The 23876-nt window shown below is 33.9% G+C and carries 28 protein-coding genes and 3 pseudogenes; 28 read left to right on the forward strand and 3 right to left on the reverse strand.

Translation table 11 applies throughout. The features are described 5' to 3' along the window. Positions 1-250: 250 nt before the first annotated feature. Positions 251-454 carry a hypothetical protein gene (locus tag D1B32_RS22690; protein WP_118890461.1) on the reverse strand — a complete coding sequence of 68 codons (204 nt, stop codon included), beginning with the start codon at positions 452-454 and terminating at the stop codon, positions 251-253. Between the two features lie 195 nt (positions 455-649). Between D1B32_RS22690 and D1B32_RS22695 the strand changes: the two genes are divergently transcribed. Both D1B32_RS22695 and paiA read left to right on the forward strand, forming a co-directional pair. After that, positions 650-1102, forward strand: coding sequence for a MarR family winged helix-turn-helix transcriptional regulator (locus D1B32_RS22695; protein ID WP_095312744.1), 453 nt, complete (start codon positions 650-652; stop codon positions 1100-1102). 22 nt (positions 1103-1124) lie between these two features. Beyond that, positions 1125-1643 carry a spermidine/spermine N(1)-acetyltransferase gene (paiA, locus tag D1B32_RS22700; RefSeq protein WP_118890462.1) on the forward strand — a complete coding sequence of 173 codons (519 nt, stop codon included), beginning with the start codon at positions 1125-1127 and terminating at the stop codon, positions 1641-1643. 123 nt (positions 1644-1766) lie between these two features. On the opposite strand, the pseudogene pdxR reads toward paiA, so the two are convergent. Continuing rightward, positions 1767-3214: pseudogene (gene pdxR / locus D1B32_RS22705) on the reverse strand (MocR-like pyridoxine biosynthesis transcription factor PdxR). A gap of 129 nt (positions 3215-3343) precedes the next feature. On the opposite strand from pdxR, the gene D1B32_RS22710 reads away from it, so the two are divergent. The 13 genes and pseudogenes from D1B32_RS22710 to D1B32_RS22770 all read left to right on the forward strand — a co-directional run bounded on the left by D1B32_RS22710 (position 3344) and on the right by D1B32_RS22770 (position 11351). Then, a complete protein-coding gene (locus tag D1B32_RS22710) occupies positions 3344-3961 on the forward strand; it encodes a LysE/ArgO family amino acid transporter (protein WP_118890466.1) in 618 nt (205 codons plus the stop codon). Positions 3962-4061: 100 nt separating this feature from the next. Then, a complete protein-coding gene (locus D1B32_RS22715) occupies positions 4062-4460 on the forward strand; it encodes a recombinase family protein (protein ID WP_095312748.1) in 399 nt (132 codons plus the stop codon). Positions 4461-4708: 248 nt separating this feature from the next. Beyond that, positions 4709-5170 (forward strand): GNAT family N-acetyltransferase, encoded by a 462-nt coding sequence (locus tag D1B32_RS22720; protein WP_240033879.1) that lies wholly within the window; start codon positions 4709-4711, stop codon positions 5168-5170. A 54-nt stretch (positions 5171-5224) separates the two neighbouring features. Continuing rightward, positions 5225-5585: pseudogene (locus tag D1B32_RS22725) on the forward strand (cupin). A gap of 94 nt (positions 5586-5679) precedes the next feature. Then, positions 5680-6447, forward strand: a complete 768-nt coding sequence (locus tag D1B32_RS22730) for a hypothetical protein (RefSeq protein ID WP_118890464.1) — start codon at positions 5680-5682, stop codon at positions 6445-6447. Between the two features lie 24 nt (positions 6448-6471). Further along, positions 6472-6699 carry an NUDIX hydrolase gene (locus D1B32_RS22735; protein ID WP_095312754.1) on the forward strand — a complete coding sequence of 76 codons (228 nt, stop codon included), beginning with the start codon at positions 6472-6474 and terminating at the stop codon, positions 6697-6699. Positions 6700-6760: 61 nt separating this feature from the next. Beyond that, a complete protein-coding gene (locus D1B32_RS22740; RefSeq protein WP_095312758.1) occupies positions 6761-7258 on the forward strand; it encodes a GNAT family N-acetyltransferase in 498 nt (165 codons plus the stop codon). 40 nt (positions 7259-7298) lie between these two features. Beyond that, positions 7299-7511 (forward strand): hypothetical protein, encoded by a 213-nt coding sequence (locus D1B32_RS22745; RefSeq protein WP_095312760.1) that lies wholly within the window; start codon positions 7299-7301, stop codon positions 7509-7511. A gap of 141 nt (positions 7512-7652) precedes the next feature. Further along, a complete protein-coding gene (locus D1B32_RS22750) occupies positions 7653-8234 on the forward strand; it encodes a DUF4256 domain-containing protein (RefSeq protein WP_095312762.1) in 582 nt (193 codons plus the stop codon). Positions 8235-8515: 281 nt separating this feature from the next. Further along, positions 8516-9091, forward strand: a complete 576-nt coding sequence (locus tag D1B32_RS22755; RefSeq protein ID WP_095312765.1) for a LysE family translocator — start codon at positions 8516-8518, stop codon at positions 9089-9091. A 24-nt stretch (positions 9092-9115) separates the two neighbouring features. After that, positions 9116-9892: an AraC family transcriptional regulator gene (locus D1B32_RS22760; protein ID WP_095312768.1), complete on the forward strand. Its 777-nt coding sequence runs from the start codon at positions 9116-9118 to the stop codon at positions 9890-9892. A 43-nt stretch (positions 9893-9935) separates the two neighbouring features. After that, a complete protein-coding gene (locus D1B32_RS22765; RefSeq protein WP_095312770.1) occupies positions 9936-10898 on the forward strand; it encodes an MBL fold metallo-hydrolase in 963 nt (320 codons plus the stop codon). 66 nt (positions 10899-10964) lie between these two features. Continuing rightward, on the forward strand, positions 10965-11351 hold the full coding sequence (locus D1B32_RS22770) for an FAS1-like dehydratase domain-containing protein (RefSeq protein WP_095312772.1): 387 nt from the start codon (positions 10965-10967) through the stop codon (positions 11349-11351). 214 nt (positions 11352-11565) lie between these two features. On the opposite strand, the gene D1B32_RS22775 is transcribed toward D1B32_RS22770, so the two are convergent. Then, positions 11566-12021 (reverse strand): YfmQ family protein, encoded by a 456-nt coding sequence (locus tag D1B32_RS22775; protein ID WP_095312774.1) that lies wholly within the window; start codon positions 12019-12021, stop codon positions 11566-11568. Positions 12022-12195: 174 nt separating this feature from the next. Between D1B32_RS22775 and D1B32_RS22780 the strand changes: the two genes are divergently transcribed. The 13 genes and pseudogenes from D1B32_RS22780 (at position 12196) to D1B32_RS22840 (ending at position 23681) form a co-directional block, all read left to right on the forward strand. Then, the gene (locus D1B32_RS22780) at positions 12196-12972 is read left to right on the forward strand and encodes a class I SAM-dependent methyltransferase (RefSeq protein WP_095312775.1); all 777 of its coding nucleotides are present in this window, start codon (positions 12196-12198) and stop codon (positions 12970-12972) included. Between the two features lie 117 nt (positions 12973-13089). Continuing rightward, entirely contained in the window at positions 13090-13788 is a 699-nt protein-coding gene (locus D1B32_RS22785; protein WP_095312777.1) for a Type 1 glutamine amidotransferase-like domain-containing protein, read from the forward strand. Positions 13789-14027: 239 nt separating this feature from the next. Then, entirely contained in the window at positions 14028-14273 is a 246-nt protein-coding gene (locus D1B32_RS22790; protein ID WP_118890467.1) for a DJ-1/PfpI family protein, read from the forward strand. Between the two features lie 189 nt (positions 14274-14462). Further along, the gene (locus D1B32_RS22795; protein WP_147379918.1) at positions 14463-15956 is read left to right on the forward strand and encodes a transposase; all 1494 of its coding nucleotides are present in this window, start codon (positions 14463-14465) and stop codon (positions 15954-15956) included. A gap of 216 nt (positions 15957-16172) precedes the next feature. Continuing rightward, positions 16173-16541: a type 1 glutamine amidotransferase family protein gene (locus D1B32_RS22800; RefSeq protein WP_187393192.1), complete on the forward strand. Its 369-nt coding sequence runs from the start codon at positions 16173-16175 to the stop codon at positions 16539-16541. Between the two features lie 33 nt (positions 16542-16574). Next, positions 16575-16997, forward strand: a complete 423-nt coding sequence (gene fosM / locus D1B32_RS22805; protein ID WP_095312782.1) for a FosM family fosfomycin resistance protein — start codon at positions 16575-16577, stop codon at positions 16995-16997. A 58-nt stretch (positions 16998-17055) separates the two neighbouring features. Then, the gene (locus D1B32_RS22810; protein ID WP_240033880.1) at positions 17056-17940 is read left to right on the forward strand and encodes an alpha/beta hydrolase; all 885 of its coding nucleotides are present in this window, start codon (positions 17056-17058) and stop codon (positions 17938-17940) included. A gap of 43 nt (positions 17941-17983) precedes the next feature. Beyond that, positions 17984-18469 carry an HIT family protein gene (locus D1B32_RS22815; RefSeq protein WP_095312784.1) on the forward strand — a complete coding sequence of 162 codons (486 nt, stop codon included), beginning with the start codon at positions 17984-17986 and terminating at the stop codon, positions 18467-18469. 226 nt (positions 18470-18695) lie between these two features. Beyond that, positions 18696-19477 (forward strand): annotated as a pseudogene (locus tag D1B32_RS22820) (lipid II flippase Amj family protein). A 300-nt stretch (positions 19478-19777) separates the two neighbouring features. After that, the gene (locus D1B32_RS22825; protein WP_118890465.1) at positions 19778-21061 is read left to right on the forward strand and encodes a histidine--tRNA ligase; all 1284 of its coding nucleotides are present in this window, start codon (positions 19778-19780) and stop codon (positions 21059-21061) included. 253 nt (positions 21062-21314) lie between these two features. After that, entirely contained in the window at positions 21315-22025 is a 711-nt protein-coding gene (locus tag D1B32_RS22830; protein ID WP_095312788.1) for a YdeJ family lipoprotein, read from the forward strand. Between the two features lie 102 nt (positions 22026-22127). Beyond that, positions 22128-22784, forward strand: coding sequence for an HAD family hydrolase (locus D1B32_RS22835; RefSeq protein WP_095312789.1), 657 nt, complete (start codon positions 22128-22130; stop codon positions 22782-22784). 108 nt (positions 22785-22892) lie between these two features. Next, the gene (locus tag D1B32_RS22840; RefSeq protein ID WP_095312791.1) at positions 22893-23681 is read left to right on the forward strand and encodes a GNAT family N-acetyltransferase; all 789 of its coding nucleotides are present in this window, start codon (positions 22893-22895) and stop codon (positions 23679-23681) included. The last annotated feature ends 195 nt before the right edge of the window (positions 23682-23876 follow it).

Consider the following 23876-nt stretch of genomic DNA (forward strand, 5'->3'; position numbering starts at 1 on the left):
TGGGAGGGTGGTCATATCCAAAACTGGGCAATGGTTATGAACCAACTTCTTCTTCAAGTTGAGCTAAAAGATAGAGTGTTAAAGTACCTTGAGTAAGAGGGACTTACACACTTTATTTGACAAACCCCAGCTGTTTCGGAAATTCTTAAGAGTACGGTAAATAATCCAAAAGAGATGTTTGCTCTATGCTTGCATCTCTATTCAGGTACTCATATATTTCTAAATTTTTTTCCCAAACTCCTCTATTAATTTAGTCATATTTTTTATCTATTACTCTACCTATGAACATAAATAGACGAATAAAAACTACAGTTAAGATACATTTAAAAAGTCTATCGCCCCAATTTATCGGCTGATCTCTTAAATAGTCTATAAAACCTGCTACTCCCAATATAAATAAAACACCAAAAATAAAGAGTAAAATTTCTTTCATAATGACATTTGCCTTTAACATGAAGTTCAGCTCCAATTGTAATAAAAATTCCCCTTAGTCTGTTTAGTTTAAACTATCTTTTTCTAGAATTATAGGGTTGGATTACAATTTTAAGATGCTATAATAGATGCGATTTTGTTGTAAATACAACAATTATAAGATAAAATCAGTACATGCAATTTATTGCGTTTGCAACAAAATGAGAAGGAGCGTATTATGAAAGAAATTCTTAGAGAAATTGGAATGATAGCAAGAGCGTTAGATTCTATAAGCAATATTGAATTTAAAGAATATGAGCTAACAAAAGGACAATATTTGTATCTTGTACGAATATGTGAAAATCCAGGAATCATTCAAGAAAAGTTAGCCGAAATGATAAAAGTAGATCGAACATCGGCAGCTCGTGCTATAAAAAAACTTGAACTAAATGGCTTTATTCAAAAGGAAAAAGATAATCATAACAAAAAAATTAAAAGGCTTTTCCCAACCGAGAAAGGGATTAACATTTATCCTTTTATTAAAAGAGAAAATGAATATTCAAATAGCATTGCATTAGAGGGACTATCCGAAAGTGAAACAGATACCATGTTCAATTTACTTCAAAGAGTTAGAAAGAATATAGAAAAAGACTGGGAACTTGTAAAAAAGGGAAACAAGCGGAACTATTGATTTATGAAGGGAGACATAAAAAGTGACTATAAGTTTTATAAAATGCACCCCTGAAGAGTTACATACACTTCAAGAGATTAGTTATGAAACATTCAATGACACATTTAAACATCAAAATTCACCTGAAAATATGAAATCCTATTTGGATAGAGCATTTAGCATAAAACAATTAGAGAAAGAATTATCCAATACTGATTCAGAATTCTTTTTCGTTTATTATAATAATAAAATCGCTGGTTATTTAAAGGTCAATACCGATGAGGGACAATCTGAAGAGATGGGTAATGCATCTTTTGAAATTGAGCGAATTTATATAAAGAAAGAATTCCAAAAGCATGGACTTGGTAAATATCTATTAAATAAAGCTACCGAGATTGCTATGGAACGCAATAAAAATAAAATCTGGCTAGGTGTATGGGAAAAAAATGAAAATGCCCTTGCTTTTTATAAGAGAATGGGGTTCGTTCAAACTGGAGCACACTCTTTTTATATGGGTGATGAGGAACAGGTAGACTTTATAATGACAAAAAAGCTTCAATAAAGTTAATGACCATACTATAGAAATAATGAAAACCAAAAAAGGAGAGTCTTATCTCCTTTTTTTATTAGTTTGATAATGAATTTCATAATTTATTCAACGTGATAATGATTCCCCTTAAATTCCTTAATCCCTATTTTCCTTAATGAGTTGTGCAAGTTTTATTAGCCCTTTTTCAAGTTGCTTAGGTGTCGCATACGAATAGGAGATTCGAATATGAGAAGAATCATTCCGATCATAGATATTGCCTGGATTTAGTAATATACCTTCCTTCAAAGCCTTCTTAAACAATTTATCCATAGACCCTTTCACATTTAATTTGAGCCAAATATAAAAACCACCTTCTGGATTATTCCAGGTTGCAACCTCTGAAAAATATTTATCGAGAATATGAAGTGTTAAATCTCTACGGTCTTTCAACTCTTTTCTTATATGAATAATGTGTTTATCATACAAGCCGCTTGCAAGCCATTCGGCAACAGCAAATTGGGCTAATGAACTAGAGCCATAATCGGTTTGCATTTTTATATCAGACAAGCGGTCTATTACTGGTTCTGGTCCGACAAGCCAGCCAATTCGTAAACCAGGACTCAATGTTTTGGACATGCTCCCCATGTATAAAACAAGTCCTTGTTTATCCTGCGCTTTTAGTGGCTTTGGTATAGGTTGCTCAAACCAAAGATCGCCATAAACATCATCTTCCAGAATCGGTAGCCTTTCTTTACTACAAACATCCAACAGTTGTTTTCTTCTATTATTAGACATTAAAATGCCTGTGGGGTTGTGAAAAGAAGGAATAGTATAAAACAACGTACCATTATGTTGTCGTTTTAATCTTCCTAATAAATCTGTTTTAACACCTTCATTATCCATTGGAATATCGAATAAATTCATTCCAGCAGATTGAAATACATTGACAGATGTTAAATAAGATGGTGTTTCATGAAAAATGGTGGAACCTTTATGTAATAGACCTAGAGAAATTAACTGTAACGCTTGAAGTCCACCAGAAACAATTAAAACAGATGGTGGAGTAACTTCAATTCCTTTAGTTTTCAAATGGTTGCAGATCGTTTCTCGCAAATACAGCGTTCCTTTTGGTTCTGTATAGCCAAGCGAAAGAGCTTGTTCTGTTTTTCTATGAAAGATACTTTTCATCTGCTCAGATGGCATTAGTTCAGGTGATAGTTCACCTGTTCCGAGACGAATAATATCGGATCTGGTTTCTGCTTTATTGATATCTTGTATAATTGATTTGGTTGATGTGTACCTGATTTCACATAAATTCTCCAATCAGGTGGTGAAGTAGAAGAAATGATACTCCACGTATTATTAATCACTACGGTGCCTCTACCCACTTTCGATTCAATTAACCCATCAGCAGCCAATTCGTCAAGGGCGGTAACAATTGTACTTCGATTCACTTTAAACTCATGAGCTAATGTTCTTTGTGGTGGTATTTTTGTCCCTAATGTCCACTCCCCATTCATGATTTTCCTTTTCATAAATTCGTATATTTGTTGATATAAAGGAATTTTTGAAGATTCGTTTGGTTTCCATTCAAGGTTATACATATCCATATGCGCTCCTGTTTTTCTTTTATTATAACCAATTGGTTGGTTTTACTTCCAACCAATTGGTTGGAGACTTCACTTTATTCTTTCTTTAAAATGTTTTCATAGACAGAAGGGGGATAAGTAATGATTGAAGCGTTTATTCATGGAGCAGCATTAGCTTTAGGTTTAATTCTACCTCTTGGGGTACAAAATGTATTTATTTTTAATCAAGGAGCTACACACGAAAGATTTCTAAGAACAATACCAGCTATTTTAACAGCGGCTATTTGTGATACGATTTTAATACTTTTAGCGGTGACGGGTGTATCAATAATTGTATTTCGTTTTGAGTGGCTAACGAATCTGATATTTATAATTGGGTTTTTCTTTCTAGTTTATATGGGGTGGTCTATATTAAAAAGCGATATTGAAAAAGGAGAAAAACAAAACAAGCATGTATATTTTACTACGAAGCGCCAGATTACATTTGCAGCCTCCGTTTCATTACTTAATCCTCACGCTATTATTGATATCATAGGAGTGATCGGACCCAGTTCATTGTCTTATAATGGATATGATTTGATGGTTTTTACAATATCTTGTATTGGTGTTTCTTGGATTTGGTTCTTCGGATTGGCAACTGCAGGGAGACTTTTTGGAAAGGTTGATTCAACTGGCAAATTGGTGAAGCGATTCAATCAAGTATCAGCATTTATTATATGGGGGATGGCTGTTTATATTGGGATTAAAGTTATAGGTGGGTAGTAGCGATTACCATAATTAAAATCATCGATTCCGTATATTTATTAATCAAATTGGAAATTACTTATATCTAAATTGATTAATAAAGGATCGATGGTATACAATGTCTAGTCATAATTATAAAAAGGCGATATTGTACTCTCAAAGAATTATGGAAGAAAATTGTAATGTTGCTGAAATAGAGAATGATATTATAAAGCACTTGCATGAAAATAATTTTGAAGTAGTTAAGAAATTTTCAGACCTTGGCTATCACAACCGTATGCGTACTGGCTTAAATGAGCTAATTAAATATCTTATGAATACGGGTCAAACTATTGATTTAGTTGCATTTTATTCATTCGATTATCTAGGAAGAGATAAAGCGAGACTTAACTATGTAGTGCCAAGAATAAAAAAGTACGTAACACGGGTAATGTTAATCGAAAACCAACCTAGTTTGTATCGTAATAGCAAACTGAAACTTCAGTTCAATCAAGATATATGGAAAAAGATTATATAGCCCATTGCCTTGCCAGATTAGGTGGTAAGGCAATTTTTATGGTTTCAGGACAACAAAATGGATGTATTTGAAGTCTTAATTTGAGATTAAATTCCAAATAATTATGATAAAATAAGCGTAAGGTTTTTACAGAATTATTTTTAAACGAAAACGACAGTAAATATAGAAGTGAGATTTTTAGAGTCATAGTATGTGTACTTAAATAGTTAGAGGAGTGAATAGATTTGTTTGAAACGGAGAGATGTAGTATGAATGTCTTTAAGAAAACAGATCATGCCGATGTGAAAAAACTATTTTTGAATGAGGATGTAAGAAAATACCTCGGTGGTATACGGGATGAAGTATCAATCTCAGGGGTGTTAAATAGTATGCTAAATCCTCCTGACAATGCTTTTTACTGGGTGGTTAGAGAAAAACAAAAAGATAAATTTATTGGCTTAGTTTCTTTAGGTTTGCATCATGATGGTATTTTTCATGAAGTTTCATATCAACTATTGCCAAATTGGTGGGGGAAAGGATATGGGAAAGAAGCAGTACAATTGATTATTCGTTTCGCACTAAATGATTTAAAACTAAAAAAGATAGTTGCTGAAACACAATCAGCTAATAAAAGTTCTTGCAAGCTCTTAGAAAAATTGGGAATGCAATTAGAATACAAGGTTATCCGGTTTGGTGCTGAACAAGCAGTTTACTCGTTAAAATCATCTTAGAAATTTGTCTCTAAACAACAATATAGAATTATCATGAATCCTTAGGAGGTCATCATGAAGTTTTATATTTTTAATAAAGATAGTGGTAAAAAGGTTTCAAAATCTAATTCAGATTTTATTATGTCTCGTATTATTCAAACAGGTAAGATAACTAACATTGGATGTATGCACTTAGATAGAAAAGGTATTTATTGTGGGCTATCATCAAGCGGTAGTGCCCCAACTACTTTAAATTTTAAATGGAGAGGGTTATGTCCGTAATGAAGTAGATGAGTATTTTAAAGTTGAGTCTGGAGACGCTGTCTTTTGGGAAAAAGATGAGTGGCACGAAACTAAAACCCATGTAGGATTAACTGCCATTGTGATTGAAAGTGAGGAATTGAATCCTGCATTATTTATGTCTTTAAAGAAATAGGATATCTTTATAGTTTATAGGCTTAGCTTCATTAGATTCACATCATGAAGGTGTTTTTCTCGAAAGCTTATCTTGCAGAGGAGGTGTTCTAATATTGCTTAAACAAAACCTAATAAAAGCATTTCTATACCTGACAACAAAGCTAGCAGGTGCTGGATTTTTATATCTCGTAATGTCTGGTTATCTATTAATTTCAACTGGTTTTGATTTGTATGAGTTTGTGGAAGAAATATCTCATGGATTTCTATGGTTCGTTGTTTACGTGTACGGCATTTTATGTTCCATAATTATTGATTTACTTACATATAAGGTTTCCAAGAAACAATTTTCTGTAAAAATCTTGCTCTATGTCGTTGCAGGGTATGCTTTTTTCATCGTACGTGAGATAAATGTCATAATGCTCATTGCTGGAACAGTCGGAGCGTTGTGCTCAATCATATTTTATGTTGGGGCTTATAATTCTTTCCGTTTTCAATCGTTTAAATATGCAGTGATCATAGCTCCTTTATTTATTATCATGCTAATGAATTTTGACTTTACGGAAAAGGAACAGTGGGTTGAGGTAAGAAGTGATAATACATATATAGCAACATTTGAATATTTTAATGGAAAACATGAAATACCATTTCATGTAAAGGAGGGTCAAACCATTACCGTTTTCCATGAGTTTAAAAATTCGAATGGAGGTGGACATGGATCTCATTTTCTAAACGAGAAAAATGATTTAGTTGGAATGACAGAAGTTAGTGAGAAGAAGGTGAAAATAGAGATTCAAGATTCTGGTGTTTACAGTATGGTTGTAACGGGTGATGATGTCAAAGGAAGCTTTATCGTGACTTGGGAAATAGATGAAGATGGTTAATAATAAATAGACGTAGCGATAGTAGTGGATGAAATAAACCAGAAAAAGGGCTGCTATAATGAAAATAACATTTCGTTTGAGGTCCATTACTTTTTAGTGAGAATTGTTGGCGGGAAAAGAAAAATCCAAGATCCAGATAATTTAATTTATGATATTGCTTGGAAAAACATAGACGATTTAAAGAAAATCGATTTATCTTTTCCTGAGGATAGAGGTTTCCTGATAAGCTATATGAAAAACGACCCATATTAAGCCAGAAAAGTTACTAACAGAGCAACTATTGTACCTAGTTAGGAAAGAGGTTAAAGGCAAGATGATAACATTAAGAAATGTGCGAACGACAGATTTAGAGCAGCTGTTACAGATTGAGAATGAAGGCTTTTCAAAAGAAGAGGCTGCTACAAAAAAAGCATTTATCGAGAGGATTCAACTGATACCCGATACGTTTATTGTGGCGGAAAAAGAAGGAGAGCTACTTGGTTATATTAATGGTCCGATTATTCACCAACCGTATATAACCGATGACCTTTTTGAGCAAATTAAGGAAAATCAGACAAAAGGCGGATATCAGAGTATCTTAGGATTAGCGGTGTCCAAACATGCAAGGAATCAAGGAATAGCAAAGATATTAATGGAGAAAATGGAAGAGGTTGTAAAAGAAAATGATAGGGAGGGAATCACATTAACCTGTAAACAGGAATTAGTTTCTTTTTATGAAAAACTTGGATTTGCTAACCATGGTGTTTCGGAATCAAAGCATGGTGGAGTGCGTTGGTATAACTTGGTCAAATTAAAAGAAAATATGAATTAAATCTTTTCTGAGTGTATTAAGAGACTTAGGAGGGCTTGAATTGAAAGATACAACAGATACGTTAAATGCGGTGGAGAATCTAACAGAGGAAGATGCAAAAGCATTTTTGAAATTAATATATGCTAATATAGATATTTTCAAAAATGGAAACTATACAATTGAAAAACTAATAGAAGAAATCTCGTCTTTTTACAGTCAAAAGATAATAAGGACAGTTGAATTAAGAAATGCTATAAAAGAGGAATCCAGATAGGACAAGTTAGGGTTTCTAATGAAATTAATTAGAGGTCCTAATTTATAAAAAGTTTGATACAATGATGCTAAATGATGAATTACATTAATTAATGTACAAGAATAGATTTGTAAACTGAATCTATCTATTAGGAGGAAACATATGACACAGAAAAATACAAACAGCGTTAACAAGGACATAGCTTCAGAAGAGCGTGAAGAACTACTCAACGTATTGAAAGCTCGTTTTGAGAAAAACATGCATCGCCATCAAGGGATTGAATGGGAGGATGTCCAAGCAAAGCTGGATGCCAATCCCCAAAAGCTTTGGTCTCTAAATGAAATGGAAAAAAGCAGTGGTGAACCAGATGTTGTTGGTTATGTTAAAGAGACGGATGAGTATATTTTTTATGATTGTTCAGTGGAAAGTCCAAAAGGTCGCAGGAGTGTTTGCTATGACCGTGAGGCACTGGAGGCTAGGAAAAAGCACAAACCAGAAAATAGTGCTATGGATATGGCAACAGTCATGGGAATTGAACTTTTAACAGAAGAACAATATCGCGAGCTGCAGAAACTTGAAGATGTCGATAAGAAAACATCGAGTTGGGTGCAAACCCCTGCTAACATTAGAAAACTTGGTGGAGCTCTATTTTGTGATCGCCGTTACGACACTGTCTTTGTTTATCATAATGGTGCAGATTCTTACTATGGTGCAAGGGGATTCCGTGGCTCACTGAGGGTCTAGGTTTTACAGGTAGCAAAAGTCAATTTTGTATGTCGAAAATGGATTTTCGATAATGAAAAACGAACTTGCAGAGCAGAATGCCAGAAAGGAGAAACATGTTCTTATTTAAAAGTAACGTGTTTCTCCTTTCTTTATCAGAAAATCCTCGTCTACATTTTAATGCAAGTGTATCAGAAGAGTTTCCACTTTGTTACATAGTCCTGCAATAATATACTATATCCAATAAAACCTTTAGATGTATATTTATATGAAAACTACAAACTTGAAAAGGAGTTTTCATCATGGATATTACATCTTTTATTATATACTGCTTTATTGTGACGGTGACCCCAGGGCCTACGAATATCGTCATCTTATCCACCGTACATAATTACGGATCCAAAAAAGCAATGGAGTATACGTATGGAGCAACGATTGCTTTTGGATTGTTACTAGGAATTTCAGCTATGTTGAATACGGTATTGATAACGGTCATACCAAAAATTTTAATTGGTATGCAGATTATCGGAACTGTTTATATGTTATATCTTTCTTACCAAATTTATAAAATGGATACATCCGAAACAAAGGACAATAAAACAGGAACCTTTACTACTGGTTTTCTGATGCAATTTTTAAATCCAAAAGTAGTACTATTTACAATGACTGTCATTCCCAGCTTTATTTTGCCATATTATAACGACATGCCAGCGGTAACGATAAGTGTTATAGTTATAACGATCATAGGTTTATTAGCATTTATTATATGGGTTCTTTTCGGTGCAATCTTCAAGAAGTTTCTACAAAAGCATAATAAGGTTGTTAATGTAATCATGGCATTAAGTCTAGTTTATGCTACAGTCATGATCTGGATATAGGACAGCGTACAAGAGGTGAGTCAAGTGGATAAATTTATATATAAAAAAGCAGCAGGAATCATGGCATTGTCAGCTAGTTTCACAGAGTTTAAGTATAAAAAGCACGCTCATCAAGAATATGCAATCGGTGTTACATTGCGTGGCATCCAACAATATCATTTAGATGGCAGCTTACAGTTATCATATCCGAATGGTGTTATGCTTTTTAATCCCGAACAAGTACATGACGGAATGGCACATGATGAGAATGGTCTTGATTATGTCATGTTATATATTAATCCACAATTGCTCTTAGAGGTAACTGGAAAAAAAGATATCGTATTGTTCCGGACTCCCATTGTGTATGATTTTAAACTTGAACAAAGCGTCTTAAATCTAGCCAATGCAATATCCAGCGGAAAAGATGAGGCGTTGTGCAGTGAATTATTCTACTCCCTCACAGATAGTCTAATACAAACAGATCTCTCGGCAGATTTTAAGAAAGATCATAAATTAATAAAAAAGGCGAAAGAGATACTTCATTCGGACTTGGGAAAAGTCCTTAAATTGGAAGCGATTAGTAGTGAGTTAAATCTATCAAAATTTCAGTTTATCAGGTTGTTCAAATCTCATACTGGAATTACGCCATACCAATACTTTCTGAATTACAAGATTGAACGTGCTAAGCAGTTAATAGATGAAAAACGAGATATTTATGCGGCAGTAGCTGAATGTGGTTTTGTAGATCTAACGCATTTAAACAAGCACTTTAAAAGTGTATATGGAATAACAGCATTTGAGTATATGTCTTATTTAAAATGAGGAGAATCTTTATACATCACCTAAATTTCAGGAGGATGAATTTATGAAACATCCTAAAATTATTTTCTATGAGCGAAAATTCCCAAGTGCAAATATGATTCTTATCAAGGATCAATTTCCAATCCTTGTTGATACAGGATTTGGAAGTGAGGCAAAAGAAACAGAGCAAATCATTAAAGATGCAGGCATTTCCCCAGAAAGATTACATTTGATTGTGAACACACATTATCATAGTGATCATGTAGGAGGAAATTCTCATCTCCAAAGAAAATTTGGAGTGAAAATTGCTGCCCATAAATGGGAAGCACATTTAATTAATACTCGTGATACAGAGGCTTGCAGTGCTGGATGGTTAGATCAGCCTGTAGAACCTTACGAAGTTGATTTGCAGCTTTCTGATAACGATGAAATTCGTACAGGAAACAGAAGTTTTAAAGTCTTGCATACACCAGGACACACGCTGGGACATATTTCTTTATATGAACCTGAAGAAGAGGTATTCATTTGTGGGGATCTTTTTCACAGTAATGATGTTGGCTGGTTGAACATCTTTAGGGAGGGTGTTTCATCCATTCAGCGCTCTTTAGAAAGTGTAGAGCGGGTGGCCAAGCTTAATATTAGGCAGGCATATTCCGGGCATGGGCCACAAATAAAGGACCCTATTCATTCGATTAATACAGCTAGGAGACGACTTGAAAAGTGGCTCAAAGATCCAGAGAAAGTTTCTTGGCATGCTTGTAAAAGGATTTTTGCATTTACATTAATGATGAAAAATGGATTGCAAAAAGGTGAGGTTGATAATTACTTATTAAATTGTGGTTGGTTTCAAGATTTTGCTCGCTACAGTTTCAAGCTTCAAGCAGAAGAATTTATCCCAGTTCTGATAGATGAAATGATTCGATCCGGAGCAGCAAGCTGGCATAACAATTATTTAATTGCTACAGCTCCCTATACGGCTCCGCAAAAGAAATGGATCGATAAGAATAGCAAGCCGAAAGATTGGTGAGCTAAGGTTTTTATTTAAAATATTTTTCAGATTTTTCTGTTAGATAATCACTTAGGAGGAATTTTATTGAATTTAAAAATTGGAGATATTATTCAATTTGAACGGACATTTACAAAGGAAGAGGTTGAACTATTTACAAAAATATCGATGGACGAAGGGAAACACCATACGAATCCCGATGAGTTAGGAAGACTTGTCGTTCAAGGACTGCTAACTGCTACATTACCTACAAAAATTGGTGGAGATTACAACGTACTGGCTCGCACCATGAATTTTGAATTTTTCAGACCTGTTTTTACAGGAGATACAATAAGTTGTGCGGTAACGATTGAAAAGCTAGAAAAGAAAGATACGAAGAGAATGTCGATTATGGCAACTTTCAAATGTATGAATCAAAATGAGAAACAAGTATTAGGTGGGAATTTTGCAGGAGTTATTTTAACGAGGGATTAGTTCAAACATCAACTAAAATATTATATTAGTTCAATTACACTTCCTATTTCGTGTTCATATCCAATAAAATCCCGGGCTTTTGTTAAGAGCCCGGGAATTTTTATGATAATAAATATTTTGAAAATATGATAAACTGGATTTGGTTTATAAAGATTTGCAATTACGTCCTTAATAGAAAATTTAATAAGACAAGGTGAGATCAAAGAAATAAAATTTAAGCTGTTTCAATTCTATTGTATGAAGTAGTAAATCTTTGTAAATAATCAGATCTAAGATTATAGGAAGCAACTTTCTTCTTCCGTTGTTTAACTACTAAAATATGGTCATCGTTACCGTCACAATAAACAAAGAAATTCATTTCTTTGTTTCTGCCTTTTATGTTGATGACAAATGGAATAACATCTGTTTCTGGATTTAGAAACAGTTTCTCATTTCCTTGGAATATCGGATTACGATTTAAGAACAGAGCTTCATTAAAATAGTCAGTAAATCTATCTTTTTCTTCAATATGTAAGTCTTTTCCGTTAATTGATACAGTAATATCTTTTGAATCAAGTTTTGGGTGAAGTTCGAATTTACTTAAAAACCATCCAACAAGTGCACTTGGGGGACATGTTAAAAATTTTAAAATTGCACCAATCACGATAACGAGAATAGTCGTCCATATCAATTCATATCAACTCCTTGAAATAATATATGGTTAATTGATCGGCCTATAGGATCACTTTAGATAATAGATTAAGATTATCACAAAAAATGTATTTTAAGTTTGACAAACTTTCAACATTTAAGTTGAAAGTAAATAGTAAAGTCTAAAAATGCTAAAAGCAAAGGAGAAAAGTATATGCTGGGTTACTATAATAAAATTTCTTCAGAAGTTTACGATATAGACAAATATATAGGTCTTTCATTTGGAGATGTAGAATTTTATAGCGATAGATTAGCTGCTTGTAAGGGCAGCATACTTGAACCAGGTGTAGGGACTGGTAGAATTCTTATTCCACTTTTAGAAAAGGGGTTGTATGTTGATGGCTTTGATGTTTCTGAAGAAATGCTAAAAATATGTCGTACTAACTGTGAAAAAAGAGGGGTAATCCCTAAAAAACTATTTAAAGGGGAAATGGGGTCAGTTTCATTAGATGCACAGTATGAAGCCATTATTGTGCCAACTGGTACATTTCTGCTATTGCATAGAAGAGAAGATTCAATACAAGCATTAAAAAATTTTTATAATCATCTTTCTAATGGAGGCAGGCTAATCTTAGATATCTTTTTGCAAACTGATTTGGAGATTGACAAAGTCTCAACAAGAACTTGGGAATCTAAAAATGGTTATATTATCACATTAGAACATAAAGTAGTTGAAGTTGATTATATAAACCAATATTCAATATCGCATCATCGGTACGAAAAATGGAGTAATGGTGAACTTCTACAAACAGAATTAGAACGATTTCCAGTTCGTTGGTATGGAATTGAAGAATTTAAACTACTTCTGGAACAACTTGGGTTCGAAGATATAATAATATCAGCTGATTATAAGTATGGACAACATCCAACTAAATCAAGTCAAATAATTACATTTGAAGCTGTTGCTAATAAGGCCGCTAATAAGGCGTAACAATTTTTATTAATTAGTGTTCTTACGAAAGAGTTGTCGTTTCTAAAACTTCATTACTATTGTGCCAAAAGGTGAGCTGAATCAAATAAGCCATAGAGAATGGAGGGAATTAAACAGATGAGACAAGTGATCGCTCTTGGTGGCGGTGGGTTCTCAATGGAGCCAGAAAATTCATTGTTAGATTTATATGTGCTTCAGCAATCAGGCAAGATAAATCCAAAGATTTGCTTCATTCCTACTGCAAGTGGAGACTCGGATAACTATATATCAAGGTATTATAACTTCTTTAATAAACAAATATGTATACCATCACACCTTTCATTGTTTAAACCGCAAACAAGAGACCTGGAAAGCTTTCTATTAGAGAACGATATAATTTATGTTGGTGGCGGTAACACCAAAAATTTACTGATTTTATGGAAAGAGTGGGGATTAGATACGATATTAAGAAGGGCTTGGGAACAAGGTGTTGTATTAGCTGGAATTAGTGCTGGTTCAATTTGTTGGTTTGAAGAAGGGGTTACGGATTCATTTGGGGATGGTCTTGAGCCATTAACTTGTCTAGGTTTCCTAAAGGGCAGCAATTGCCCGCATTATGATGGAGAATTAAATAGAAGACCTGCTTATCAAAATCTTGTAGCTAAAAGTAAAATAAAACCTGGTATTGCTACTGATGATGGGGTTGCACTTCATTATATTGACCAAAAATTAAGTGAAATCGTTAGTTCAAGACCCAATGCCAAAGCTTATAAGGTTTACTTTAATGAAGAAATAAAAGAAGTAGAATTGAAGACAAAATTTCTAGGTGTTCATTGATGAATAGGTGGGAGGAGGGAGAAGATGCAAAAGTACATAAACAGAACGAATATAATTATATTTTTATTGGGAATTATAACGTATTTTATAATTTCTACGATCGTAAAACTAATATGGTAATATCTTTGAAACGTAAAAGTTAATATGTTGGTTTCAGAGAAAACATTTCAAGGTTCATTCTGCAGAAGCGGGAAGGCAAAATGTATTTTCGTAGCGAAGCTAAAAAAATGGAGGAAGATATGAAAATAATTATCTATTTATATAATGGAATAACAATGCTTGATGCCATTGGCCCGTATGAAGTTTTAAGGAACATGCCGGATGCAGAAGTATACTTTGTTGCTGAAAAAACAGGTGAAATAAAGGCTGATTCTGGCATTATCGATTTGAATGTGAAATATAGCATCGATGATATGAAAAGTGCAGATGTTTTAATAATACCGGGTTCTATGATACTGGCTTCAGCAGGTTTACAAATTTTTTAACCGACCACTCCTTTAGGTATGGTCGGTTAAAAAATTGATTAAGCATCTATATCTCTTGTTTTTATAATCTAAAAATTATATAATAGAAGAAACATATGTTCGCTAATGGGGTATTCATGTATGGCTAAAACCACTTCGCCAAGCTTTGTCTTTTCGCTCGAATTAGAAAAAAATCCGATAGTGTTTTCGGTGATCGAGAAAGAATTAGAGATTGCTAGAGTAATCTACAATACTGTGTTAGGAAAATATTTAAAATTAGAAGAACAAATGAAACGCGAAAAACGCTATAAAAAACTCGTTCTGCAAAACAGAGGCGTATCTAAAAAATTAGCAAAAGATCCTAGCAATAAAATTTTAATAGCGGAGAAGAAATGTATTCAAGCTGCTTTCGAAGAATTAAGATTGAAATACGCCTTAACAGAATATGCTTCGCATGAGTGGATTAAGCCCATACGTGAACACTTCGGTAATAAAGTAAATTCCGCAATTGCGCAAAAAACAGCAACAAGAGCTTGGAACACATTTAAGAAAAAACTATTTGGCGAATCCAAAAAGGTAAAGTTTATCTCTAAAGGTGATATGGACAGTTTTGAAGGTAAGTCAAATGATACCGGTTGGAGATTCGTTGATGGTTTTATTGTATATAAAGACTTAAACACATCTTTGGTATTCAAAGAGAAAGATGCCTATGCTTCAGAAATAATGACTAAGCTATACGATAAAACGCCATTTTCTTATAAAACGAAAGATAGTGTTAAGAGTGACTACTATCGCGTAAAATATGTACGTATTGTAAGAAAAGAGATTCGAGGCAAGGTTAGATATTTTGCAGACCTTGTCATTGCTGGTTACCCTCCTTCTAAGGATAGAAATATCGGCAAAGGAAACGTCGGGATCGATATCGGAACGTCTACTGTTGCTGTTTCTTCAGAAACGAAAGTATTATTGAGTAACTTAGCAGAACAAGTAAAAGAAATCGCTCGCGAAATTAGACTCATTCAACGAAAGATGGACCGTTCTAGAAGAATGATGAATTCCAGCAACTTCAATGATAATGGCACCATAAAAAAGGGAAAGAAAACCTGGGTATTCTCAAATCGATACCGGAAACTTCGTTCTCGTTTAAGAGAACTGCATCGTAAACAAGCAGATATTCGAAAAACATCACATCGAACATTGGCTAATAGCCTACTTTCTCTTGGCGATACATTCTATACTGAAACGATGAATTTCAAAGGGTTGCAGAAACGAAAAAGAGAAACAGAAGTTTCCGATAAGACTGGTAAATACAAACGTAAGAAGCGCTTCGGAAAAACCTTAGGTAATCGAGCACCTGCATTGTTTCTAAAGATTTTAGAAGAAAAAGTAAATCGGTTTGGAGGCATATTTAAGAGAATAAATACCCGCATTTTTAAAGCAAGTCAGTATTGCCACGTAAGGAAGGATTATTTTAGAAAGCACTTGTCTGAACGCTGGCACCGGATCGACGAAAAAACTAAAATACAGCGAGATATCTATTCAGCATTTTTATTGATGAACGCAAATAAATCTGGGAAGAAAACCAATCAAAATAGTTGCGAAGAAACGTTTCCAACCTTTCAAAAACTACACGACCAAGAAATAGCATATATCTTGAAGCAAAAAAAGATGATCCTTAATTCAGGAATCACCTTAAAGAATTAATGCAAATCTCATAAGCGGTTTGACACAACCGGGCTTGCGAAAGTCAAAAGATGCGGTCGCTAATGGAAGCAAAGGCTTTTTTGGCCGTAAATGTTCTAAACAAAGTTGTCTCAGTGTTAGTAACCCTAGATGCCGAGCGTACCTAATAGTTCGAACTGTGGATGCTGGTTCTAACGAAAGCAGCGGATTTAGAACCCCACTGCTTTAGCTGTGGGAGTGTCAGTTACTGGATTAAAAGCAACATCACATTGGAAGCCAATCAATCTTCTAAAGGATTTTGGAGTTACACCAGTTAGAGAGAGAGTCGTTGAACAAGGAAAGTATATAACAGCTGCAGGAGTCTCCGCAGGTATAGACATGGCGTTATATCTAGTGAATAAAATTGTGGGAGAAGATGAAACGAAAGCTATTCAACTTGCGATAGAATATGACCCACAGCCGATAGTTGACTCTGGAAATTACTCGAATGCAGATGAAAGAATTAGAAAAATAGCAGAAAAGAAATTAACAAAAGATGCAACAAAAGGACTTGGATTACTGGGTATGATAAAAAACTCAAAAGATATTCTTAAAATGATTAAATAGATTAAACGGATAGATTTTTTGGGAGTGATAAAGGTGTCGATAAAAGGTCTAAATCATTTTTTATTTTCCGTTTCTAATTTAGAAAATTCTATTGCATTTTATCAAAATGTATTCGATGCGAAGCTGTTAGTAAAGGGAAGAAGCACTGCCTACTTTGACTTAAATGGAATGTGGCTTGCTCTCAATCAAGAGAAAGATATCCCTCGTAATGAAATAAGCCACTCTTACACACATATTGCTTTTTCAATTGAAGAACAGGAATTCGATAAGATGTACGACAAGCTAAACAGATTAAATGTAAATATATTGTCAGGTCGACCGAGAGATGAGCGAGATAAAAAGTCTATTTATTTTACGGATCCGGATGGGCATAAATTTGAATTTCATACAGGGACATTACAAGATAGATTGGATTACTATAAGCAAGAGAAAACACATATGGAATTTTTTGATTGAATAGGTTGGTATTTAGATTAAATAGCTTTAACTAGGGGGGAGAAATATAAGAAAGTTTTTGATAGTAAATAATAACAAAATAGAAATTCTTCAAAAAGGGGATAAAGGTACCCCTATAATTATTCTTATCGGAATGGGTTGTTCTTTTTATGAATGGTATGAGGTAACAGAATCAATAAGTAGATCAAACAGAATCATAATGTTTCATAGACCTGGTCTTGGTCAAAGTGAAATTGGTAATGAAATTCGTAATACACAGGCCGTAGTGAATGATCTAACTGAAATCATATCTCAGCTCAAAATCTATGAACCTGTCATTTTGGTTGGTCACTCATATGGTGGGCTATGCGTTCAGCATTTTGCAATTGAGTATCCTGATAAAGTTAAGGGATTAGTATTAGTAGATTCAACTTCTGTTGATTTGAAAGAATTAGACGACTTAAATTTGCCTGTTTTAGATGAAGAGGGAACAGATGAAAAGTGGATGGAAAAATGTTCTTCCTATTCTATTATGGAACAGGAAGAATTAAGAAAAGTAATAAACCCTTCTCTTACTGAAAAGCAGAAGCATCTCCCTATCTATATTCAACAATTGCTAATTGACTTTCAAATAAATCCTTATCTTTATAAAGCAATGTATTCTGAAATTAAAGATTGGAAAAATGACGCTAAGATAATTAAGAGTTTAGGGAAGTTTCCTGATATCCCGTTAATCGTTATTGGCCGAGATAAAGAGTATAACATTAAGCTGGGGACTATGGATGGTTTGCCTGAGAGGGAGCTAAGATTACTGGAAGAGAAGTGGCAGGAACTTATTGTCAACCAAGCTAAACTTAGCCAAAATAGTGAATTGATATTTGCTAAAGAATCAAGTCATTCAATTCATCTGGATAGACCAGAAGTAATCGTTCATTCACTTAGAAGTATAATTAACAATTATTAAGTACTAGAATATCCCGTGGAGCATTCACTAGGAGGATAAGTCGGTGAGAAAAATAACGTTATCAAATGGAAAAACGGTTGAGGTTGCTTGTTTAAGTTGTGCAATAACAAGTAATTTGATTGAACCAGATGGTGGTATTGTATTTGAAACGGAGTATTTTCACGCGCATCAAGATGTTGCTTATCCTATTAAGGGACTTATAATTTTAGCTTCTAAACGGCATATCAAATGTTTTGATGAACTAACAGAGATAGAAAAAATAGATTACATCCAGCTTCTGTCAAAGATAAGAAAAGCTCAGAGAGATGTTTTAGGAATTGAGTACGTTTATTATTTCTACAATGAAGATACAACACATCATTTTCATACGTGGATGCTTCCGAGATATGATTGGATGTACGAATTTGGTCGCTCGGTTGAATCAGTTAGACCCGTACTTCTATACGCCCGTAACAAAATGAATACGAAAGAAAATATTCAAGAAGTATTGGATGCTATTGATTCTTTAGCTAAGGAATTAAATAAGTGATACTTTAGTTTACCCTTTCTAATTTAGAAACAGATTGTTGTAGTAGGTGGATAGTTTTTCATTAAAATCAGTATGCTTTTTTAGCTGAACTTAGTGAGTTTAATGTTAAAATTGAAAGTATTGTAAAGTTAATAGAGAAATCAAATACGAAGATATCGGGATTTTTCTTTCAAACAAATAAAATGAAGTAGGTAATGTCTTGGAATATTTTACAACACAATTAATAATGATAGCATTGTTTACCCTAATCATTCATTCAATCGAAACTTTAGCATATTCAGTACGCTTGTCAGGAGCAAGAGTAAGACTATTAGCATCGGCTCTTTCCTTGTTTAATGTAATGGTGATGGTTTCGAGGTTGGCTAATATGATGCAGCAGCCTTTCACAGGGAGCTTGATAGATAATGCTCCAAAAGAAAATGCTTTAGAATTCGTTGCTAGTCAATTTTAATTGGTTCTGCCACAGTAGGAACCATTATCGGTGTACTTTTATTGCCGACATTTATTGCTATTTTTTCGCGGGCAATCATTCATTTAGCAGAGGAACGCGGTTCTATCCTGACGTTAATGAGAAAGGGATTTACATTACCTTACTTAAAACGTGCAAAAAAGCATATTCATTTACCTAGGTATACATATTTGAAAGATATGAACTGGCGAGATATACCGATTAAGTTATTCTGTATTAATATGTTGATTACCGCAATCTATACAATCGGTGTATTATCTGCATTATATGCTGCATTGCTTGCACCTGAGCGGGAAACTACGGCTGTAATGGCTTCAGGTTTAATTAATGGGGTGGCAACTATCTTACTAATTGTTTTTATTGACCCTAAGATTTCAATCCTTGCAGATGATGTGATCAACAAAAAAGGAAGCTATATTAATTTAAAAAACGCATCTATAATGATGGTGACATCACGTTTATTGGGTACACTTTTAGCACAGTTATTGTTCATACCAGGTGCGAAGTATGTAGCATGGTTTACTCAGTTTATTGTATAGTTAGGAAAGTACATATATAAGAATATCAAATCTTATAAGTGGACCTATGTGAAAAGTATAAGAAATAATGGTTGAAATAAAATCAATATCACGATATAATAAATGAAATTTTGAGGTGAGTAAAAATGCTTCCGTTCAAGCTTTCGTTCACACAATTACATCATCATATCAATTAGCCTTGCTATTGGATTTTAAAAAATCGCAAATAGGAAGGCTATTTATCATTAACCGTATTTGATTAAGTTTAACACTTCAATCAAGTGCGGTTTTTTATTTTATAAAAATTTGGAGGTTAGCGTCATGAAAAAAATGGATTATCAAAATGTAAAAGGTACACAGGATTATTTGTCGAATGCGGAGGTTGTACGTCGGAATATTAGAAGAACATTAGAAGACGTCTTTATTCAATATGGATGTAAACCGCTGGAAACCCCGATATTAAATTACACGGAATTATTAGCTTCTAAATATGGTGGGGGAGCAGAGATATTAGAGGAAATGTATACATTAACGGATAGAGGGGAGAGGGATTTAGCATTGCGGTATGATCTCACTATTCCGTTTGCAAAGGTTGTTGCAATGAACCCCACATTGAGGATGCCTTTTAAACGCTATGAAATTGGGAAAGTGTTTCGAGATGGACCAATCAAAACAGGGAGGCTTCGGGAATTCACGCAATGTGATGTTGATATTGTAGGTGTTGAGTCACAAATAGCTGAGGCAGAATTAATGGTGATGGCTCTTGATGCATTCAGTAAGCTTGATTTAAAGGTAACTATACAATATAACAATCGAAAATTGCTCACAGGAATGTTTGAAGTATTTGGTGTAGAAAGTGAAAAACGCAATAAAGCAGTGTTAATACTTGATAAGTTAGAAAAGATCGGATTAGAAGCTGTTATCACTGAGCTAAGTGAACAAGGATTAGCAAATTCAACGATAGCATCCATTCGGAAATTCTTGAGGGATGAGAATAATATTACCTTTAACTATTTTGAAACTTACGCTAACCAAAATGAACAGGTACGGGAAGGGTTAAATGAATTAAAAGAGCTAGATTCCTATCTTGACTATCTAAGTGTTGATAACCAATGTGTATTTAATCCTTTTTTAGCAAGAGGCTTGGAAATCTACACAGGTACCATTTATGAAATGTTTTTATCAGATCAAATTATTAAATCAAGCATTGGCAGTGGTGGAAGGTACGATAATGCAATTGGTGGTTTGCTAGGGACAAATGAAAACTACTCAACGGTAGGAATATCATTTGGCTTAGATGTAATTTACACGGCAATACGTAATTCCGAGAAGCGTTTAGAAGACAGTCAGGATGTAGATTATTATATCGTTCCATTGAGCACTCCAAAAGAATCATTAATGGTAGCAAAGGATTTAAGAAAGAAGGGATTTTCAGTCGAATATGAAATGAGTAACAAGAAACTAGGAAAGGCACTTAATAAAGCAAACAAAGAAAAGATTCGTAACGTCGTTATTATTGGGGAAGATGAAGTGAAAAACAATCAGATTAAAATTAAAGATATGATTACTGGAGATGAAAATGTTGAAACCTATTTGTTTAGGTGATTTAAAGGATAATTGTTTTGAAAGAAAGGGGATATTTTCTATACGATGGTTTATTTGTTTATTTCATACTCCAATCATTTCTTGCGTTCAGTTAAAATGGAAAGGTAGATAGTTTAAAGTTTATTTCAGAGTCAGGTTCACTAGAATCTTTTCATTTAGGCAACAACTTCGCGTTTATAAAGATAGAGATATATAATATTTTATGAAGAAGGTTGTATCCTTGTAAGGTTGAGATGCAGAAAGGAATGATCGAATGAAAAGGGGAACAAAGATTTTTTATTACAATGTAGCTCTACTAATGCTGGTACTATTACTTGTTGGGTGTTCTGACAGTGCGGACGAAGAAGCAGACGCAGGTACAAATGAGGATGTCTCGGCTTCAGAACCAGTAAAAGAAACTGACGAGGCAAAAGAAAATAATCAAGTAGAAGAGAATTCAAAGAATGGAGAGCCGTCTGCAGAATCAGAAGAGACCATAAGGAATGATTCAATTGAAACACCTTCAGAAGAAACTAGCAATGAAGAATCAACTATTGCAACAGGCAATGAAGAAGAAGATTCATTGTCGACATATTCTTCAGAGGAAATCGAATATGCTCGAGTTTGGTTGCAGCTTGGTCCAAATCAAGAAATAGATGAATTGAATGTTTTACATATTCCAGCTGGCGAACCACTGAATCCTGATGATAATACCGACGTTAAATATCCAGAGGATGTTATCCAGCTTAGCGGCTCTCGCTTAGTTGATGGATCAGTAACATATAGTGGTAATGGAGACGGCACGATTAATATATATAACGTCCCATTACGTTGGTACGGTGGATTCTCGCCACCTGATGATTTAGATAAGAATGATGTTATAGCAGAAATGGAGAATATTATTGAGAATACGGAGCTAGTGTATATTGAACCAGGTATGGATGAGGAAGTCATAGATTTAATTGAATTATTAAATATTCATTGATTAATGTAAAGCATAATTGTTTAAAAGTATGGATTTATTTGTATTTGCTATTATGATCACCTTAAAAAAATTAATCAGTAATTGTAATTGGAGAGGGAAAATATGCAGAAAGCACTAATCTTTGATATGGACGGCACACTCTTTCAAACAGATAGAATATTAGAGTTATCTCTTGACGACACGTTTAACTATTTGCGAACGCAAGGTAAATGGGAAGGGGAAACCCCCATTGAAAAATATCGGGAAATTATGGGCGTCCCATTACCTAAAGTATGGGAAACACTGCTGCCTGATCATTCTATAGATGTAAGAGAACAAACGGATGTTTATTTCTTGGAAAGTTTAATCGAAAATATAAATAATAGTAAAGGTGCTTTATATCCTAATGTTAAAGAAGTCTTCAGTTATTTAACGAAGAATAATTGGTCCGTTTTTATAGCGAGCAATGGTTTAAAGGAATATTTAAATGCGATTGTAAGGTATTATCATTTGGATAATTGGGTTACCGAAACATTTAGTATACAACAAATAAAATCATTGAATAAGTCCGACTTAGTGCAAGATATTGTAAAAAAATATGGTATTACCAATGCAGCAGTAGTAGGAGATCGTCTATCAGATATAAAAGCAGCGAAAGACAATGGTTTAGTTGCAATTGGTTGTAATTTTGATTTTGCACAAGAAGATGAATTGGCCAAGGCTGACTTTGTTATCGATGACTTAATTGAACTAAAAGAGGTTTTAGCTAAATTATTCTAAGATTCCGGCTGTTATTCTATATAATAGAAGAACACGTATAGATAAGCTACTTGTTCCTCTTTCCTTATATGTTAATAGGGCTAAACCTAAGTAAAGGATTTGTTCGAGATGAAAGTGTTAAAAGAGACAGAATATCATCGCGTTCTACCTGTGTTAATAGAGAATTCGAGAAGGTGTCCAACATTTGCTTATTCTGTTGCGGAAAACATAATCCCTGGAATTGTGTATGCAGATGATCAAATTCAACCGAGAACAGTTTTAATTGGCACTAGAAATGGTGTATATTTTTTTGCTGGTAATGAATGCAACCCTACATTTAATGATGCATTTTTCGCTTTGTACAAACAGCATACTAGGGAAAGTGCTAGATTCACGTTGTTTTCAGCCACAGGAAATTGGGACAGGGTCATATATAACCTTCTCAAAGAAGAAATAATTCAAATGAAAAGAAGTTCATTTGAATATAATCCAAGAAATTACCCGGTTAAGAAAAAGCAGTTACTTAGTGGATTTACGATCAGAGAAATTAGCCAAAAGACCATTGAAATGAGTTCTAGTTTTAATGAAAGTTATTATGATCAGTATTGGAATGGCATACCAAACTTCCTGAAATATGGATTCGGTTTTTGTGTAATAAATAATGATCGGGAAGTAGTAAGTGAGTGTACTTCTATCTTTACCAGTCAATCTTTTGTAGAAATTGATATCGTGACACAGAGTCAATATACTGGTAAAAGTTTCGCTTTTATTTTAGGAATGTCATTTATCGATAAATGTTTGGAAAAAAGGCTAACACCTAGATGGGACTGTGATGTGGAAAATATTAGCTCTATAAAATTGGCTGCTAAGTTAGGGTTTGTTAATCCAGTTGAGTATTCAATATTTGTTCGAAAATAATATAAATATATCGGTGAGACAAAATCATAGATTAATCTGAGAGAAATGGACGATTTCCAGATAACTCTGGGAGTGTAAACTGAACTGTGTAAGTGAGAGAGCGTACGGCTCTTACTTCGCAGTTCAGTTTTTTATTGTTAGAATAAAACTATAACGATTGGGAGGTTGTTCTATTGGCTAAAACAAAGCGAGAAG

Origin of the sequence: Oceanobacillus profundus (assembly GCF_003515705.1) — a bacterium.
In the GTDB taxonomy this organism is placed as follows: domain Bacteria; phylum Bacillota; class Bacilli; order Bacillales; family Amphibacillaceae; genus Oceanobacillus; species Oceanobacillus profundus.

What these genes read in the sequence shown, in the direction of transcription:
- D1B32_RS22765 (WP_095312770.1), top strand. Translation starts at nt 9,936, where the DNA reads ATGAAACATCCTAAAATTATTTTCTATGAGCGAAAATTCCCAAGTGCA.
- D1B32_RS22755 (WP_095312765.1), top strand. Translation starts at nt 8,516, where the DNA reads ATGGATATTACATCTTTTATTATATACTGCTTTATTGTGACGGTGACC.
- D1B32_RS22830 (WP_095312788.1), top strand. Translation starts at nt 21,315, where the DNA reads ATGAAAAGGGGAACAAAGATTTTTTATTACAATGTAGCTCTACTAATG.
- D1B32_RS22840 (WP_095312791.1), top strand. Translation starts at nt 22,893, where the DNA reads ATGAAAGTGTTAAAAGAGACAGAATATCATCGCGTTCTACCTGTGTTA.
- D1B32_RS22690 (WP_118890461.1), bottom strand. Translation starts at nt 454, where the DNA reads ATGTTAAAGGCAAATGTCATTATGAAAGAAATTTTACTCTTTATTTTT.
- D1B32_RS22835 (WP_095312789.1), top strand. Translation starts at nt 22,128, where the DNA reads ATGCAGAAAGCACTAATCTTTGATATGGACGGCACACTCTTTCAAACA.
- D1B32_RS22720 (WP_240033879.1), top strand. Translation starts at nt 4,709, where the DNA reads ATGAATGTCTTTAAGAAAACAGATCATGCCGATGTGAAAAAACTATTT.
- D1B32_RS22750 (WP_095312762.1), top strand. Translation starts at nt 7,653, where the DNA reads ATGACACAGAAAAATACAAACAGCGTTAACAAGGACATAGCTTCAGAA.
- D1B32_RS22780 (WP_095312775.1), top strand. Translation starts at nt 12,196, where the DNA reads ATGCTGGGTTACTATAATAAAATTTCTTCAGAAGTTTACGATATAGAC.
- D1B32_RS22785 (WP_095312777.1), top strand. Translation starts at nt 13,090, where the DNA reads ATGAGACAAGTGATCGCTCTTGGTGGCGGTGGGTTCTCAATGGAGCCA.
- D1B32_RS22715 (WP_095312748.1), top strand. Translation starts at nt 4,062, where the DNA reads ATGTCTAGTCATAATTATAAAAAGGCGATATTGTACTCTCAAAGAATT.
- D1B32_RS22825 (WP_118890465.1), top strand. Translation starts at nt 19,778, where the DNA reads ATGAAAAAAATGGATTATCAAAATGTAAAAGGTACACAGGATTATTTG.
- D1B32_RS22740 (WP_095312758.1), top strand. Translation starts at nt 6,761, where the DNA reads ATGATAACATTAAGAAATGTGCGAACGACAGATTTAGAGCAGCTGTTA.
- D1B32_RS22790 (WP_118890467.1), top strand. Translation starts at nt 14,028, where the DNA reads ATGAAAATAATTATCTATTTATATAATGGAATAACAATGCTTGATGCC.
- D1B32_RS22695 (WP_095312744.1), top strand. Translation starts at nt 650, where the DNA reads ATGAAAGAAATTCTTAGAGAAATTGGAATGATAGCAAGAGCGTTAGAT.